This is a genomic window from Cohnella zeiphila (assembly GCF_014212055.1).
GTDB lineage: Bacteria > Bacillota > Bacilli > Paenibacillales > Paenibacillaceae > Cohnella > Cohnella zeiphila.
Genome location: NZ_JACJVO010000025.1, coordinates 108,741 through 125,502, shown reverse-complemented (window position 1 = coordinate 125,502; position 16,762 = coordinate 108,741). Strand labels below are relative to the sequence as shown.

Here is a 16,762-nt window from a genome sequence, read left to right as displayed (position 1 = left end):
TTCGATTATACGAAGGAGGGCAACGCCTGAACATGCAGATTTCCTTCATCCGAGATGCACTTTGTTTCAAGTGAAACAAAGTGCATGACGAATCCAAAAGAGCGTGCATGGACTCCCCAAATCGGGGTTGTTACCATGACTGTGTGTGAGCATGCCTCTCTTGCTTGCCAGTATGCCGGAACATTCCCCGAGGAGGAATCGAAGTGAGAATGCGAAAGAGAGAGCTTAGTTCATTGGCGTTGGTTCTGAGTACCGCGGCGCTGCTGGCCGGATGCGCCGGAAGCGGTAAATCGGGCGGCACGGCGAACGAAGACGATTTTCACGAGTCCGGCCTGCCGATCGTCGACAAGCCGATTACGCTCCGAATCGCCGGCACCTACGATGAGAGAACGGGGTCGAACTGGAACGAACTGGAGACCATCAAAGAATTGAACAAGGACACGAACGTTCAGGAGGACTGGAACCTCGTCCCCGGCACGGATTGGGCCAACAAACGGAAGATTACCCTGGCCAGCGGCGATCTTCCGGATGTGGTGCTGGATCTGACCAATTCGGAAGTCGTCACGGGCGGAGCGCAGGGCATGTTTATTCCGCTCGAAGACCTGATCGCGAAGTACGCGCCGAACCTCACCGCCTTCCTGGCCAAATACCCGGAGGTCAGACAGGCCATTACGGCTCCGGACGGGCATATTTATTCGCTTCCGCTGGCCAACATGTCGCAGTATAAGCATGCCGACGGCAATTCGCTGTGGATCAACAAGGAATGGTTGAAAAAAATCGGCATGGAGATGCCGACGACGACCGAGGATTTCAAGAAAATGCTGGAGGCTTTCAAAGCGCAGGATATGGACGGGGACGGCAATCCGAACAACGAGATTCCGCTGACCGGCATTTACGGCGACTCGCTTTACGGCCTCGGTTATCTGTTCGGCTCCTTCAATACGATGGACAATACGTTCATCGTCCAGGACGACAAGGTTCAGTTCGTCCGTTCGACGCCCGAATACAAGAATGCGATCGATTACCTCCATTCGCTGTACGCCGAAGGATTGATCGATCCCGAGACGTTCACGCAAAACTCCTCCCAGTTGATCGCCAAGATCTCTTCCGGCAAGAAGGCGTCGGTCGGAGCGTTCTTCGCCTGGAGCGCGGACCAGAATACGAACGCGGATTACCGCTGGGACTACGGTTCCCCCATCATCCCGCTTAAGGGACCCGACGGCTACCAGATCACCCCCAGAAACAACTTGCAGCTCAGCCCCGCCATGTTCGTCATCACGAAAGCCGACAAGCACCCGAAAGCGACGATGAGATGGGTCGACCGGGCATACGAGCCGGAGCTGTCGCTGAAGCTTCGCGAAGGTCCGAATCGCCTGAAGAAAATGGATGACGGCACCTACGACATCATCGAGAACCCGAAAAATTACACGGCCGGCGAATGGAAGGTCAAAGAGACGCCGTACAATTCCTTCGTATACGGCTTCTCGCAGGAGATGCGGGACAAGGAGCGGCTGCCCAAGCCGAAGCCCGGCCAATTGGATCCGGACTTCGACGAGTGGTATCAAGCTTTGATCCCGTATATGAAATCTTGGGTTTTCCCCGACATTCTGTTCACCAACGACCAGTACAAAACGATCGAGCAGTACCAGACCGATATCCAGGCGTATACCGACAAGATGGCGGCGCAATGGATTACCAAAGGCGGCATCGACAAGGATTGGGATGGCTATGTTCAGACGCTGAACAAGATGGGCCTGAGCGACTATATCAAGGTATATCAAGACGGCTACGACACGAACAAGAAAAACCTGGAGAAGTAAGCGAATGAAGACGAGCGTCGCATGGAAGCGCATCGTTCGCAACTGGCAAGTCTATGTCCTGCTGCTGCCCGTGCTGGTTCATTTCGCCGTCTTCCAGTACGCGCCGATGTACGGCTTGCAGATCGCCTTCAAGGATTTTATCGCCATCGACGGCATCTGGGGCAGTCCTTGGGTCGGCTTCGAGCATTTCGACCGCTTCTTTCATTCCTATCAGTTCTGGAACACCTTGAAGAATACGCTGCTTATCAATCTGTACGAGCTGATCTTCGATTTTCCGATCGCCATCGTCTTCGCCCTGATGCTGAACCAAGTGACCCGGCTGCGGTTCAAAAAGTGGGTGCAGACGATCACCTACGCGCCGCACTTCATTTCGGCGGTGGTGCTGGTCGGCATGCTGTTCATCTTCTTGTCTCCCCGAACGGGCATGATCAACAATCTGATCGCGCTCTTCGGGGGGGAACGAATCAATTTTCTCGGAGAGGCGGCTTGGTTCAAGCCGATCTATGTCCTGTCGGAAGTCTGGCAGACGACCGGGTGGAACGCGATCATTTATCTGGCCGCGCTGACGGCCGTGGATCCGCAGCATCACGAAGCCGCGATCGTGGACGGAGCCAGCAAGCTGCAGCGGGTCCGGCATATCGACTTGCCGAGCATCATGCCCGTCATCATGATTCTGCTGATCCTGAAGGTCGGCCACTTCGCTTCCCTCGGCTTCCAGAAGGTGCTGCTCATGCAGAACACGCTCAACATCGATTCTTCCGAGGTGGTGCAAACCTACGTCTACAAGACCGGCTTGCTCGGGACCCAGTTCAGCTATTCGGCGGCCATCGGTCTCTTCGACAACGTCATCAACTTCGTTCTGCTCATCCTGATGAACCAGCTGGCCAAACGACTGAAGCAGCAAAGCTTATTCTAGGGGGTGAGTCCGTCCATGGCCAAACCGGAAACGACCGGCCACGCGAAAATTCCGCGATCGCGCGCCGATAAGCTGTTCGACATCGTCAACTACACGCTGCTCACGGTCATTCTTCTGATCGTCTTGTATCCGCTTTATTTCGTCGTCATCTCGTCGTTCAGCGAGCCGACCGCGGTCAATTCCGGGAGCGTGGCCTTATGGCCGAAAGGGTTTACGTTGGAGGGTTACCGCATCATTCTGGAGAACGGCGACGTCTGGAGCGGGTACGCCCATACGATCCTCTATACCGCGCTTGACGTGGCGTTAGGTCTGGCGCTGATGATCCCGGCCGGCTACGCCTTGTCGCGGAGAGATCTGGTCGGCCGGAATTGGTTCATGTTCGGGATCGTGTTCACGATGTTCTTCAGCGGCGGCATGATTCCGACCTATATGATCGTCAAGGATCTGCACATGGTCAATACGATCTGGGCGCTGGTCGTGCCCTCGGCCGTCTCGGCTTATCACCTGATCGTAGTACGGACGTTTTTCCAGACCTCGATCCCGGAGGAGATGCTGGAAGCGGCAAAGATGGACGGCTGCTCGATGTTCCGCTTCTTCTTTCGCATGGCGGTCCCGCTCTCGGCGCCCATCATCGCGGTCATGGCTCTGTTCAACGCCGTGGCGCAGTGGAACTCTTATTTCCCGGCGCTGATTTATCTGCAGGACGGCAGCCTGTATCCGCTGCAGCTCATTCTGCGCGGCATTCTGATCTCCAGCCAGCTGTCGGCGCAGGGCGCCGATTCCGGAATCGCCGATCCCGATTCGATCGTCGAATCGCAGCGTTACGCGGAGCTCATCAAATACGCGCTGATCATGGTGGCCAGCGTTCCGGTGCTGGCGCTGTACCCGTTCCTGCAGCGATACTTCGTGAAAGGGATCATGATCGGTTCGATCAAAGGCTAACGGAGCGACTGCCGGTACTCGTTCGGAAGCCGGCCGAACGTCTTCTTGAACACGTCGCTGAAGTGTCGGGCGCTTAAGTAACCGACTTTCTCCGCGACCTCGTACATCATCAGGTCCGTGCCCGTAAGCAGACGGACCGCGTGCCGCATCCGGACTTCCGTCACGTACGGCTTGAAGTTCACGCCCATCTGCTTCTTGAAGAAGGCGCTGAAATAGTAAGGGTTCATATAAGCGACGGAAGCCGCCGATTCCAGCGTCAGCTCCTCGGCGTAATGCTCCTCGATGTACGTCTTGACGCGGGCGATCAGCATCTTGTCGCGGTTGCCCGCCCGGTTGTCGAGGCGCTCGTACAGCTCCTCGATCATGTCGCGGACGCCTTGGGCCATCTCGGCGAACGTCTCGCAATCGTCCAGACGCGTCTGCATGCCTTGGATGTCGAAGCCGCCGTCGCCGATCGCCGCTCCCGACTTGCGGATCTCTTGGACGACCGCCAGCATGGAGGAAAAGGCCGTCGTAACGGCCAACGTTTGGCTGCCTTCGGTCCCCGAACGGATCAAGGCGAGCAGTCGGTCCAGAGCGCCGAGCGCCAGCGCCCGGTTCCGTTCGGCTAGTCCCCGGACGATCTCCGTCCGCGCCTGGTACAGCTCGCCCTCGACCGATGCGGCAGGCGCGCCCTCCGCGTACGGAAGCACTTTGCCCAAGCCTTTGAAGTATTTCATCCCGAGCGCCTGCTCCGCCTGACGGCAGCTCTCCGCGAGGCGGCCGAGCTCCCGCACCGGCTGCCCGATGCCGAAGGACACCTCGAGCTTCAGGTAGTCTTTGATTTTGCCCTTGACGTCCTGCGCCGTCTCGTAAGGCTGGCCGGCGTCGGCGTGCGCGACCACCAGCATTATGCAATCGGGCTTGCCGAAAAAATGGCCGATGCGCGGCGCGACGACGAGCTCGCCCAGCATATTGTCGATGGCGAAATCGACCAGCTTCCGCTCCTGCTCGGTCCAACGGCCGGGGCTGCCCTTCAGCCGTTCGACGGAGAAAGCCAGCGCGGTGAAGAACGGCGCCCGGAACGCCTCGTTCAGCGCCTGGAAGGCGTCCGCTTGGGGAGACAGGGTGCCGTCCGCCAGCCGGCTTAAGCTCATCTGAAGCTCTTCCGTTCGGCTCTTCTCTTCCAGGCGGCTCAATCTGTCCTTGCGGCGAATCTCCTCCCCTTGTTCCCGGATGAGCGCCGCCGCTTTGTCCAGCGCGGCCCCGAGCTGCTCCTTCTCGATCGGCTTGATCAAGTAGTCGACCGCGCCGAGCGAGAGCGCCTCTTTCGCGTAAGCGAACTCCTGATACGCGCTGATGAAGATCATCTTGACCGGCAGCTCCCGCTCGCCGATCGTCCTTAAAATGTCGATGCCCGAACGATGCGGCATGCTGATGTCGCTGATGACGACGTCGGGCCCCAGCTCCGCGATCCTCTTCGCCAGCTCGTCTCCGTCGCCCGCCTGGCCCACGATCTCCATGCCGCGCTCCGCCCACGGGATCAGCTTGCGAAGACCTTTCAGAATCATCGGCTCGTCATCCGCGATCAGAACCCGGATCGCCATCTTACCCGCTCCCTTCTCGAATGGGCAGTATCATTCGGACCGACGTGCCGAGCGACGGCCGGCTGCCGATCGACAAGCCGTATTCCGGACCGTACATCGTCCGGATTCTCTCGTGCACGTTCTTCATTCCGATGCTGCGGGAGACCGGCGACGGTTCGTTCAGCCTGGACTCCAGTTTCTCCAGCGCGGCAGGGGAGAGTCCGACTCCGTCATCGGAAACGGTAAGAACGACGCGTTCCTCCGCTTTCCGAACCGTCAGGCGCACCGTTCCTTTTCCCCCGTTCGGCAGAATGCCGTGCTGGACCGCGTTCTCGACGATCGGCTGCAGCGACAGCTTCGGAATGAGCCACTCCGGATCGACGGCGTCGTCCGTCTCGCATTCCAAGCCGACGCGATTCTCGTAGCGCACCTTGATGATATCGAAGTAGTTGCGCAGGTGGTCCAGCTCGCGCCGAAGCGAGACCAGGTCCTCGCCGTAGTCGATCACGTACTTGAGCTGCTTGGACAGGGACAGGATCATGTCCCCGACCTCGTCGGCATCGCTTGCCACCGCGTTCATGCGGATCACTTCCAGCGTGTTGTACAGGTAGTGCGGACGAATCTGGCTTTTGAGCGCGTTCAGCTCGGTCTGCTTCTGCTTGATCTCGGCGACGTAGGCCTCTTCGATAAACGTACGCAGCCGCTCCACCATCCGGTTGAACCCGTGCGACAGCCGCCCGACCTCGTCCAATCCGCCGGGCAGCGGCTGCACGTCCAGATTGCCGGATTCGACGCGGGCCATCATGCGGATGACGCTGCGGATCGGACTCGACAGCCGCCGCGAGAACCAGACCCCCATCCCGATCAGCACCGCAGAGCAGATTCCGATGGCGATCAGCACCGCCGTGCGCGTCGAGGTGAGCCGCTCGTACAAGTCTCCCTTGGAAGCGCGCACGATCACCTTCCCGTTCAGGAACGGGATGTCCTGGCTGAACGTCAGCATGTCGGCCCTCGAATCCGCGCCGTCCGCGATTTGCTTGCCCGAATCCCCGCGGTTGCTGTAGAACACGAATCCGCTGCCGTCCACCACGTACAGTTCGTCCTTCGGGCCCAGATTCAGCTCGTGGAACAGGTCGTCGAAGACGGAGGCGTCCACGTCGAAGAACAGCGTTCCGACGACCTTCGGTACGCTGAGGTCCGTCCCCGACGTATCGATCAGGTTGCGCCCGACGGTCATTACCTTGCGTGCCGATCCCGCGTAATACGATTCGTCGTGCGTCGGAAACAGGGCGAGCTGCCGCGGGTTGTCCTTCACCGGTCCAAGCCAGCCGGTGAGCGGGAGCCGATTCGGCAGGAGCGCCTTGTTGTCGCGATTCTGCGAGTAGAGCTTCCCGTCGCTCGCCCGGACGAAGAAGACGTTGCGGATATAGGAATCGCTGTACATGACCGTCGTCAGGAAGTCGTCGATCGACATCTGGTTGATGCGCTCGTGCTCGTTCACGCTGACGCTGACGCTGTTGCCGGCTCCCAGGTTGGAGCCGTCCGTCGTCCTCAGGTACATCAGCTTCGTCACTTCGTTATACTTGGAATACAGATTGTCCAGGTTGGAACCCATGTAATAGACCATCTGATCCAGATTGTTGACCGTATTCCTCTCGACGTGGGTCGTGAACGTCCGCAGCGAGAAAACGCTAAGCGCGATAAGCGGCAGCAGCCCGACCAGCAGAAACGCCGCCGAGAAGCGGACAAACAGACTGTGCGACCATCTTCTCATGCGGTCTCTCTCCTCTGGCGGCGTATGACGATCGTCGTCCCGCTCTAGCATAACATAAGCGATTTCAGAAGGGACGGCGCTTTTTTAAGAGCGTTATGCTGTATCTTTAAGGCAATATCAGGGAGGCAAATGAAAAAAAGCCGGGAAGGAAGATCCCGGCTTTCGGCTCTTTCGAAGCGATGTCACTTGCCCGGCGCAAGCGGACAACCGGAGCGCGAAATCCCCGGTGCCGCTTGATGCTGCGCTTGCCCCGGTTTCAGAGAAACTCTGCAGGGCCGCCGATTCCCCATTGGACGAAATGCCAGTCGTCGCCGAGCGTCCGCTCCGGCGCGTCGGGCCGGTCGGCGTAATTTTTGACGCCTTCGTACTGGGCGGGACTGGTCACTTGGCGGTCTCCGTCGATATGGCGATGCGGACCGAATTTGTTGAACGTGCTCGGATACAATTCGACCGTGAGCGCATGTTCTCCAGGCGGCAGGCCGGCCGGCAGCGCAACCGACCAATCCGGCCCCCGGCACCAGCCAAGCTCGAGGTCGTCCAGCCGGACTCTCGCAGCGGCTCCCTTCACGCCGGTCAATCGCATAGCGCCCTCGGCGATCCCGCGCTCGCCTTGCAACGGGACTGTCTTGACGAAGGTCGCCGGTTCGTCCGCGAACGGATAGCCGGAAGCGATCAGGTCGGCAGGATCGGCCGGTCCGCAGGCCGTCAGCCGGAACGGCCCTTTCGTGCGCCATTGACGGGAATCCTTCGCAGCATAAGGCCCGGCGCTTGCAACTGCAAACGTCCCGTACAAAAATGCCGCCGGATTCGGTTCGCCGCCCGGCAGCGGCGTTACCTCCAGCCGCAGAACCGCTTGTCCCGCCGCCGTCCGAAGCTGCCCGGCCAGCGCTTCCGGAAGCCGCGCCACGGTAAGGCCGTCCTTTTCCGTCAATGGCAGGACGCTTCCGTTCGCCCGCACTTCCGCAACGGGATCGTGCAGATGAAGTCTCCAATCGGCCGCAGATAGCGCAGCGCCCGCATTCGTTCCCGGATCTCCGAGCGCAGGTCTTATCCCTTCACCGCCCCGGCCGTAATGCCGCTGATGATGAAGCGCTGAGCGAACAGATAAATCACGAGCATCGGCACGACAATGAGGCACACCCCGGCGAAGATGAGCGACCAATCGTTGTTGTACATTCCCTGAAACGCGGACAGCTGCACCGTGATCGTCCCTTTCTTGCTGTCGGACAAGTAGAGCATCGGCATCAGGAAGTCGTTCCACACGTTGAACAGGTTCAGTACCGTCACCGTCGTCACCGCGGGTTTGAGAAGCGGCAGCACGATGCGGAAGAACGTCTTGTACGTCCCCGATCCATCCACTAGCGCCGCCTCCTCCAGCTCTTTGGGCACTCCTTTGACGAAGCCGCTCAGAATGAACACCGAAAACGGAGCGAGCATGCCCAGATAGATGAAGACGACGCCGGGATACGTATTGATCAGATACAGCGTCTGCAGCACCTTGTACAGCGGAATCATCGCCATCTGGAACGGAATGATCATCCCGGCCAGGAATACGAGGTACATGGCGCGGTAGAACCGGTTGTCCCGGCGTGAGATGGCGTAGGCGGCCATCGCGGCCATGACGACGACGCCGGCGACCGACACGGCGGCAATGCCGACCGTGTTGAGCAGCGACCGAAAATAATGCATCGTATCGATCGCCTTGGAGAACGATTCGAACGTCCAGTGCTTCGGCCAGGAGAAAGGATGAATCGCCAGCTCGCTCTTGCTTTTGACGGCGGACAGCAGCACGAGAAGGATCGGATAGACGTACAGCAGCGTCAGCACCCACATCAGGCCTTGGCCGGCCGGTCTGCCGATCTTGCCCCAGGCTCGGTTCGTCACATCTCCACCTCCCTCTTGCGCAAGAACGTCACCAATATCGAGGTAAGAATCAGAATGCAGGCGAACAAAGTCACGGACAGCGCCGAACCGTAGCCCCAGCGGATGCCGTTGCCGAAGCCGAGCCGGTAGATCATCGTCGCCACCGATTCGGTCGCGTAGCCCGGACCGCCCCCGGTCAGCGCGAAGATCTGGTTGAACAGCTGCAGGTCTCCGATCAGGCACAGAACGACGTTGATCGTGAACGCCGGCGCCACGAGCGGGAACGTGATGTTCGCGAAGCGGCGCCAGCCGGTCGCTCCGTCCAGGTCGCCGCTCTCGTACAGATCCTTCGGAATGCCCTGCAAGCCGGCGATGTAGATGACCATCGAGTAGCCCATGCACTGCCAGATCGTCACGAACACGATCATCCAGCGGGCCGTTCCCGGATCGCTCAGCCATCCCATCTTCCAGGCGTCGAGCCCGAGAGCGTCCAGCACGTTGTTGACGACGCCGATATTGGGTTCGAGAATGAAGCCCCATACGTAGCCGATCAGCAGCGTCGAGAAAATATTCGGCATGAACAGCAGCGTGCGCATGACGTTAACGCCGCGAAACTTGCGAACGAGCAGGAGGGCGACGAGCAATCCGACGCCGTTCTGCAAGACCGTAATGCCGACCGTATAGAGGATCGTATTTCGAAAGGATGCCAGGATCATGCGATCGTGGAACATCTCCTTGTAGTTGTCCAGACCGATAAATTTGCTCGTGATCCCGTCCCAGTCGGTCAGGGAATAATAAGTCGAACTCAAGGTGGGCACCAAATAAAAGCCCAAATAGAAGAAAAGCGCCGGCAGCAGGAACGTCAGCCACTTCAGCTCCGCTCTCCATTTCCGTCTCGATCCCGGCATGACTCCTTGTCCTCCTCCTGTCCGCCAACGGCAATCGGCCGGCATTCGCGGGAAGCAATACCGACCGACCGTTTGGCTGATCTGTCTGTTGTCTGGCTCGCTTTCAGCGGGACTACCCTTCGATCATTGGCCCAGCGCTTTGGCGTTGGCGGCATCGAAATCGGCGATGAATTGATCCGGAGTCGTGCCCTTGGCCACCAAGCTTTGCTGCTCCTTCTCCATGCTGAACGTCGTGGTCAGCGGGTTGTACAACCCGCCCGTGCCCCACCAATCCGGCTGAACTTCCGTCTGGCCCATCGCATCCTGAACCTCCTTCGTGAAGGGATTGTCGACCTGGACTTTCGTATTGGTCGGAATGCCGTTCAAATCCTTCATGATGCGGGCCTGATTGTCCGCGCTCAAGTATTCGTCCATCGCTTGTTTGGCCGCTTCCAGATTTTTGGACTTGGCGTTCACGACCATGCCTTCGTCGGCGCTCGTGGGAAGAACCGTCTTCTCGCCCGGCGCGTTCAGAGGCAGCGCGAAAAATCCGATCTGGGCATCCGGGTTCGCGCTTTGGACCGCGCTGAGCTGCCAGGTGCCCGTCACCATCATCGCCGCTTTGCCGGTCGCGAGCAGCTGGCTGGCGACATTGACGTCCGTGCCGAGGAAGTTGTCGGTGAAGTAGCCTTTGTCGGCCCATTCGAGCTGGACGTTCAGCACCTTCTCGACGTCGGCCTTGATGTCCGCATACTTCAGCTCGCCGGTGGCGAGCTTCTCCTTGGCCGTCGGATCCTTCGTGTTGATATATTGGCCGAACGCGATGAACGGAATGATCTGCGTCGTCCACGCGTCCTTGAAGCCTGCGGCCATCGGAGCGATGCCGGCCGCCTTCAGCTTGTCGCAAGCGGCGACGAACTCGTCGATGTTCGTCGGGATCGCGATTCCGTTATCCGAGAAAATCTTTTTGTTGTACAGCACGCCCAGCGCATTGGTTGAGACCGGAACATAGTACAGCTTTCCTTCCTTGTTGTTTTTGCGGCTCTCGATGACGGAAGGAATGAAGTCCTGCACGGAAGGCAGATCGGACAAGTCCGCGAGCTGGTCCGGCTGCGCCGTCATCTTCTCGACGAAATTCAGATTTTTGTCGATGCCGTGCGTCATGAACAGGTCCGGCAGATCGTCCGAGGCAAACTTCGTCTTCAGCATCGTCGCATAAGGTTCGGACGGCACGTTCTGCATGTCGATCGTAATTTTGAACTTGTCTTTCAAATCCTTGATCCAGGCGTCCGTCGACGCCGTGCGGTCCGAATACGTCCACGTCAAGTATTTGAGCGTCGCCGGCGAGCCCGAGGACGAAGCGGCCGGCGTGCCGGCGGAAGCGTCGGCGGATGTGCTCGCTTGTGAGCCGCTATCGCTGTTGCCGCCGTTCGAACCGCACGCCGCAAGCAGCGATGCCGTCAGCGCCATTGCCAGCGCCGCCCCTGATGCGGACGCTTTCTTTCTTCCTTTCATGTTGATCCCCTCCCAGTTTGTTGGCTGCTGTTTCATTATAGAGAACGGCCGGGACACGCACACTCCAATCGTTTTACCGTTTTCCCTCTACTTTTTTGACATTCGATCCGGGCTCGTTATACAAAAATAGCCGATCACCGCGGAGAACGATGATCGGCCGGGAGTCAGCGGAAGTGCCGGTTGCGGTACTCCGACGGCGTGCAACCGTAGAAATCCTTGAATTTCTTGAGAAAATAGTTGGCGTTCTCATACCCGACGAGCGAGGCGATGTCGCTTACTTTGAGCTGCTCGTTACGCAAGAGCTCCACCGTGGCATCCAGCCGAACGCGGCTCAAGTAGTCGTTGAACGTCTGTCCCGTCTCGCTCTTGAACAGCCGGGACAAGTAAGCCGGATTCAGATGGAACCGCTCCGAGACGGCGTGCAGGGAGATCTCTTCCGCATAATGCCGCTGCAGGTATTGCACGATGTCTTCAATCGCTTTCCTGGCTCCCACCTTCCGGGAAGCGGACATATAGTCGGAGACGCGTTCGATCGTGCGAACGAGCCGTTGCCGCATCCGTTCGAACGAACGGTATTCCGCTCCATCCGCGTCGTACGCCGCCTCTCCCGTCACCTGCTCCAGCGCGACGCCGTGCTTTTTGAGCATTTTGCGAATGCCGACCTTCAGTTCGTCCATCGTCTCGCGAATGCTGCCGGGATGAATCGTCTCGCTGCCCGTCCACTCGCGGAACAGCTCGTCGATCATGTCCAGCGCCTGCTCCTTGTAGCCGTTCTCCAAACAGTGGAGCAGCATCTTCTCTTTGTCGACCGGATATCGATAATATTCGTTGCGCCCGCTCACTTCATCCGAATGCACGATCGGACCGCGATGAACGATGCCCGCGTTGCGGACCGCTTCATTCGCTTCCGCGTAAGATCCGGACGCTCCCCGCAACGAGGCGAATTCCCGGCCGACGCCGGCATAAAGGCGAAAGCCGGTCAGCTCCGTCAGCCTGGCGAGCATTCCCTCCAGCTTGCCGAAGAAGCCGTCGAATTCGGATTCGTCTTCCTCCGCCGGAATCGCGCGCAGCCAGACGAACTCGTTCTGCCGGCCGAAGCGCCGGAAGAAGACGCCCCGCCCGAACGGCTGAAGCAGTTCCTCCAGCACGTTCAACAGCGCGAAGCTGGCAAGCCCCTCGTCCCCGCCGTATTTCCGGGTCGCGACATCAGCAAAGTTGGCCGCCTCGAACGCAAGCGCCTGTCGTCTTCCTTCCGGTTCCTCAGCGAAGCCGCCTTTGCGAAGCGCCTGACGCCGAGCTTCTTCGCCGAGCCCGGGCTCCGTCACCAAACGCGTCAAAGCCCGCTCCTTGGTCAGCGGACCGCTCTCGTTGATCCGGATCTTCATCTCGACGAGCTCGTTCTTCCGGTTGTCCTCCTCGTTCAAGCGCTCCGCCGCTCTTCTCAGCGTCGCAGCGAGCTGCTCCTCGTCGATCGGCTTCAGGATATAGTCGAACACGCCATACACGATCGCTTTCTTCGCGTATTCGAATTCGGAGTAGCCGCTCAGCACGATCGGAACGATGCCGGGGAACTCCTGATGCACCTGTTCAAGCAGCGCCATGCCGTCCATGACCGGCATCCGGATGTCGGTCAGCAGAATGTCGGGCGGGCTCTGCCGAATCCCTTCGAGCGCCGCCCGGCCGTTTCGCGCCTCGCCCGCAACCTCCATGCCGAGGGCGGCCCAGTCGATCTGCTCTCTGATGCTGATGCGCGTCCATTCCTCGTCGTCGACGATCCATACTTTCCTCACGCCGTCTCGCCTCCTTCCTGAGCCGGAATCCGAATGACGACGCGCGTCCACTCGTTTTTGGCGCTATCGATCGCCAGGCCGTATTCCGGTCCGTAAATCATTTGGATCCGATGGTGAATGTTGCGCAGGCCGACGGAGTGCCCGCTTCCGGCGCTTCTCCCGTCTGCCGGCGGCCTGTCGGGGCCCGCTTCGGAGGACACGATCGACGCCATGAGGCTCTTCGTCTCTTCCGGCGTCATGCCGACTCCGTTGTCGTAAACCTCGAACCGAAGATGGCCGTCGTCCAGCCTGCCCGAAATTCGCACCCTTCCCCCCTGCTCTTTGCCTTCGAGCCCGTACGTCACCGAGTTTTCCACGATCGGCTGAAGGATGAGCTTCACGATGGTGTATCGGTACGCCTCTTCGTCGATGTCCAGATCGTAGTCGAAAAAACCGCGAAAACGAAGCTTTTGGATGTCCATGTAGCAGATGACGTTCTCGATCTCGTCGCGAATCGGCACCGTGCTCGTCTGCATGTTAATGCTGTACCGCAGCATCTTCGCCAGGCTTTTGGACACGGTGCCGATATCGGGCACTTTGTGCACCGCCGCCATGCCGCTGACAATCTGCAGCGTGTTAAAGATGAAATGCGGGTTGATCTGCGACTGGAGATATTTGAACTCCGCGTTTTTGCGGGCGAGCTGCTCTTCGTAATTTTCCACGATCAGTTTTCGGATGGTATCGACCATGACATTGAAGCTGAATACGAGCTGCCCGAGCTCGTCCTGAGACCTCTGTTCCAGCTGCACGTCGAAATTGCCCTGCTTGACCTGCACGATCCCTTTCTTCAGATGCTGAATCGGACGGAAGATCTTCTTGGAGAACAAGAAGGAGATGAATACGGTCAGTGCGAGCCCGGCCAGGCCCAGCAGGAGATAGACGGACAGCAGCCGGTTGCCCGCCTGATTGATCTCCGTATACGGCGTGAGCGTCGCCGATTTCCATCCGGTTACCGTCAACGTGCTGTAGGAGAGCAGGTACCGCTTCCCGGCGATGACCGCGCTGAACGACCCGTTCGGGGACCCGGACATTCGGCTAATCAGGGAAGGAGGCAGTTCGTCCAGTTCCGAATCGCTCGAATAAATCGTCCGGCCCGATTCGTTCAACAGCACGACGCCGGTTGTCTCGCCGAGCTTCGCCTTCTTGACGATATTCGTCAGCGCGTCCATCGACAGATCGATCAGGATGACGCCGTCATTCTCGTTCCCGTTCGACGAGAACCCTTTGAGCACGCGGGAAAACGAGATCACCTTCTTGTCGTAGCTCAGCTGGAACGGCAGGTGCGGAGCGGAAATGACGGTACGGCCGGCCGCAGCCTCCGTGCTGCGGTACCAATCTTCCCCGGTCGGATCGTACGGCCACTTCGCCCTTCCGTAAACCGAATACGAAAACTGCTTGTCCGGCGCGACGTAGATGTAAACGCTGTTAAAATCGCTCCTCAGATTGAGCAGCCGTTGAAAGAAGCTCTGCATCGCCAGATTGGCCGCGTATTGCTCGGGCAAGCTTCGGAACGGTTCCGGCGACAGCACCTCGCGCAAGCTGGTCTCCGAGTTGTTGTTCTCCGCGTCCGAATACATCGACATGATGATTCGATCGACCTGGTCCAGATTGTCCTCGAATCCCTGGTTGATGTTGTCGACCAGCCGGGCCGCTCCGGCGGCCGCCTGCTTCTCGAAGATGCCTCGGGTGTAGAGGTAGGATGCGGCGCTGGACAAAAGCAGGACGGAGAGCACGATCAGAATCGTTCCGTAAAAAAATTTGTAAAACAGGCTCATCTGGGAGAAGGAACGCCTCCACCAGCCCGACAATCGATATCCGTTCGCTGACGCCATCATACCCCTCCCGCGCCGCGGCCTCAACAAAAGCCGAAGAAATATTCTTATTTTAGCAGATGGCGGCAGCTTTAGGCAGACCGCCCCCCGAAAACGCGAAAAACCCGATCCGCAATGGATCGGGCGATGGACTTTCGCGCAGGAAGCTCTTGTCGAAGGCGCCGGGCGGGAATCCCGTCCGGCGCCTCCGCTTCTATCAGTACCCGTACGCCTTCCAAGACTCGACGTTCGTTCCTATCGGATCGGGGCTTCTCTTGTTCTTCTTCCGTTCGGACGGATCTTCGTCTCGAACCGTCTCGATCCGCTCCCTTTGCTTAACCGGCCGTAATGCTGGCTCCTTGAATCTCCTCGTTAAAGCTCTTCTCCATGATGCCGAGCGCCTTCTGCGGATCCAGTTCTCCCCGCAGCACGGACTGCACCGCCTGCTCCATGATGTCGTCCAGCTTCGGCGAGACGTAAGGCACGTCGGGGTCGGCCATGATCTTGCCCTTGGTCAACGAATCGAGCAGCGTCTGATACATCGGGAACTGCTGCTGAAGCTCGGGCCTCATGTAGTTGGACGTGCGGGTCGGGTCCATCTTGTCTTGAATCTTCAGCACTTCCATGTCTTTGGAAGTGACGTATTCGATGAACTTATAGGTCAAGTCCGCGTTTTTGGTGGAGGAGGTCATGGCGATCGACCAGCCGCCCATCGTCGGCGCTCCTCCCGGCGTTACCGCGTAGCCGACTTTCCCCTTCACCTTGGAGCCGTCCGCTTCGACCGTCTGCATCAGTCCCGGCCACTGCTCCATCATGGCCGCCTCGCCGTTCGCGAACAGCGTATTGGCCTCGTCCCAGCCGAGCGTCAGCAGTTCTTTGGGCGCATACTGCGTCAGCTGCTTCGCGAACTGGAGCGCCTTGAGCCCCGCTTCGTTATTGAACGCCGGCTTGAAATCTTTGTCCACGTCTTTGCCGCCGAACGCGGCGAGCCGGTTCGTCCAGATCCACCGGCTGGACGTGTTGTCCGCCATCGTGCTGTAGCCGTAGGTGACAGGCGAATCCGGGTTGAGGCTCTTGGTGAAGAATGCGGCCGCCTCGGCCATCTCGTCCGGCGTTTCCGGCACTTTCAGATCGTGGCCCGTCTTCGCTTTGAAGCTCGCCTGAAGCTTGGGATCCTCGAACAGATCTTTCCGGTAGAAGAAAATTTGCGCGTCGGGCTTGTACGGAAGCGCGACCAGCTTGGATTTGTAATTGCCGTAGATGTCGAGCAAGCTCGGGATGAAGTCGTCCAGGTCCAGATTCGGGCTGACGAGGTCCTTGTTGTCGATGTACGGCTTCAGGTCTTGAACCAGCCCGCCTTCCGCGTATCCGTGGATCAGCGCGACCGGCATGACGACGGAGTCGAAGGAATGGTTCGTCTGCAGATCCAGCTGGATCTTCTCCATGTAGGATTCCGCCGGGAAGCTCTGCACCTCGACCGTCGCGCCCGAAACCTTCTCGAAATAAGGAGCGGCGTCCTTGAGCGCTTTCTCCGTATCTCCGGCCATCGTGGCGACGACGATTTTCTGGCCCTTGTACTGCCCTTTCAGCGTGCCGCCGGCGTCCATATCCTGCAGCTTGATGCCGTATACCGTCGGCCCGTCCACTTGGACCGCGCTTCCCGTGCCCGAAGGAGATGCCGACGCGGAGCCCGAGGCTCCGGCCGAAGCCGCATTATCGTTGTTGTTCCCGCCCGAACATCCCGACAGTACGAGAACGGCGGCAAAGCCCATGCCCAGCACGGCGCGCGTTTTCTTTTGATTGGCGTTCAACATGGTTTCGTTATACCCCCTAATGGAAT

Annotated in this window: 12 protein-coding genes; 3 read left to right on the top strand and 9 right to left on the bottom strand. The window is 59.0% G+C overall.

The annotated features are described in order from the left end of the window. Positions 1-203 precede the first annotated feature (203 nt). The 3 genes from H7C18_RS20580 to H7C18_RS20570 are packed head-to-tail and all read left to right on the top strand — an operon-like array spanning position 204 to position 3,678. A complete protein-coding gene (locus H7C18_RS20580; RefSeq protein ID WP_185130987.1) occupies positions 204-1,820 on the top strand; it encodes a type 2 periplasmic-binding domain-containing protein in 1,617 nt (538 codons plus the stop codon). Positions 1,821-1,824: 4 nt separating this feature from the next. Next, positions 1,825-2,736, top strand: a complete 912-nt coding sequence (locus H7C18_RS20575) for an ABC transporter permease (RefSeq protein ID WP_185130986.1) — start codon at positions 1,825-1,827, stop codon at positions 2,734-2,736. Positions 2,737-2,751: 15 nt separating this feature from the next. After that, positions 2,752-3,678 carry a carbohydrate ABC transporter permease gene (locus tag H7C18_RS20570; protein WP_185130985.1) on the top strand — a complete coding sequence of 309 codons (927 nt, stop codon included), beginning with the start codon at positions 2,752-2,754 and terminating at the stop codon, positions 3,676-3,678. Here H7C18_RS20570 and H7C18_RS20565 read toward each other — a convergent pair. The 9 genes from H7C18_RS20565 to H7C18_RS20525 form a co-directional block, all read right to left on the bottom strand. Continuing rightward, entirely contained in the window at positions 3,675-5,264 is a 1,590-nt protein-coding gene (locus H7C18_RS20565; RefSeq protein ID WP_185130984.1) for a response regulator, read from the bottom strand. The genes H7C18_RS20570 and H7C18_RS20565 overlap by 4 nt on opposite strands. Position 5,265: 1 nt before the next feature. Then, the gene (locus H7C18_RS20560) at positions 5,266-7,017 is read right to left on the bottom strand and encodes a cache domain-containing sensor histidine kinase (protein ID WP_185130983.1); all 1,752 of its coding nucleotides are present in this window, start codon (positions 7,015-7,017) and stop codon (positions 5,266-5,268) included. A gap of 256 nt (positions 7,018-7,273) precedes the next feature. Next, positions 7,274-7,948, bottom strand: coding sequence for a hypothetical protein (locus H7C18_RS20555; protein WP_185130982.1), 675 nt, complete (start codon positions 7,946-7,948; stop codon positions 7,274-7,276). 116 nt (positions 7,949-8,064) lie between these two features. Then, positions 8,065-8,901 (bottom strand): ABC transporter permease subunit, encoded by an 837-nt coding sequence (locus H7C18_RS35260; protein ID WP_185130981.1) that lies wholly within the window; start codon positions 8,899-8,901, stop codon positions 8,065-8,067. Then, positions 8,898-9,788, bottom strand: a complete 891-nt coding sequence (locus tag H7C18_RS20545; RefSeq protein ID WP_185130980.1) for a carbohydrate ABC transporter permease — start codon at positions 9,786-9,788, stop codon at positions 8,898-8,900. Before H7C18_RS20545 ends, H7C18_RS35260 begins: the two co-directional genes overlap by 4 nt. A gap of 123 nt (positions 9,789-9,911) precedes the next feature. Beyond that, positions 9,912-11,282: an ABC transporter substrate-binding protein gene (locus H7C18_RS20540; RefSeq protein WP_185130979.1), complete on the bottom strand. Its 1,371-nt coding sequence runs from the start codon at positions 11,280-11,282 to the stop codon at positions 9,912-9,914. Between the two features lie 164 nt (positions 11,283-11,446). Beyond that, positions 11,447-13,072: a response regulator gene (locus H7C18_RS35810; RefSeq protein WP_185130978.1), complete on the bottom strand. Its 1,626-nt coding sequence runs from the start codon at positions 13,070-13,072 to the stop codon at positions 11,447-11,449. Next, positions 13,069-14,943 carry a cache domain-containing sensor histidine kinase gene (locus tag H7C18_RS20530; RefSeq protein ID WP_185130977.1) on the bottom strand — a complete coding sequence of 625 codons (1,875 nt, stop codon included), beginning with the start codon at positions 14,941-14,943 and terminating at the stop codon, positions 13,069-13,071. The genes H7C18_RS35810 and H7C18_RS20530 overlap by 4 nt, the downstream gene beginning before the upstream one ends. Positions 14,944-15,257: 314 nt before the next feature. Continuing rightward, positions 15,258-16,736: an ABC transporter substrate-binding protein gene (locus tag H7C18_RS20525; RefSeq protein WP_185130976.1), complete on the bottom strand. Its 1,479-nt coding sequence runs from the start codon at positions 16,734-16,736 to the stop codon at positions 15,258-15,260. Between the last annotated feature and the right edge of the window lie 26 nt (positions 16,737-16,762).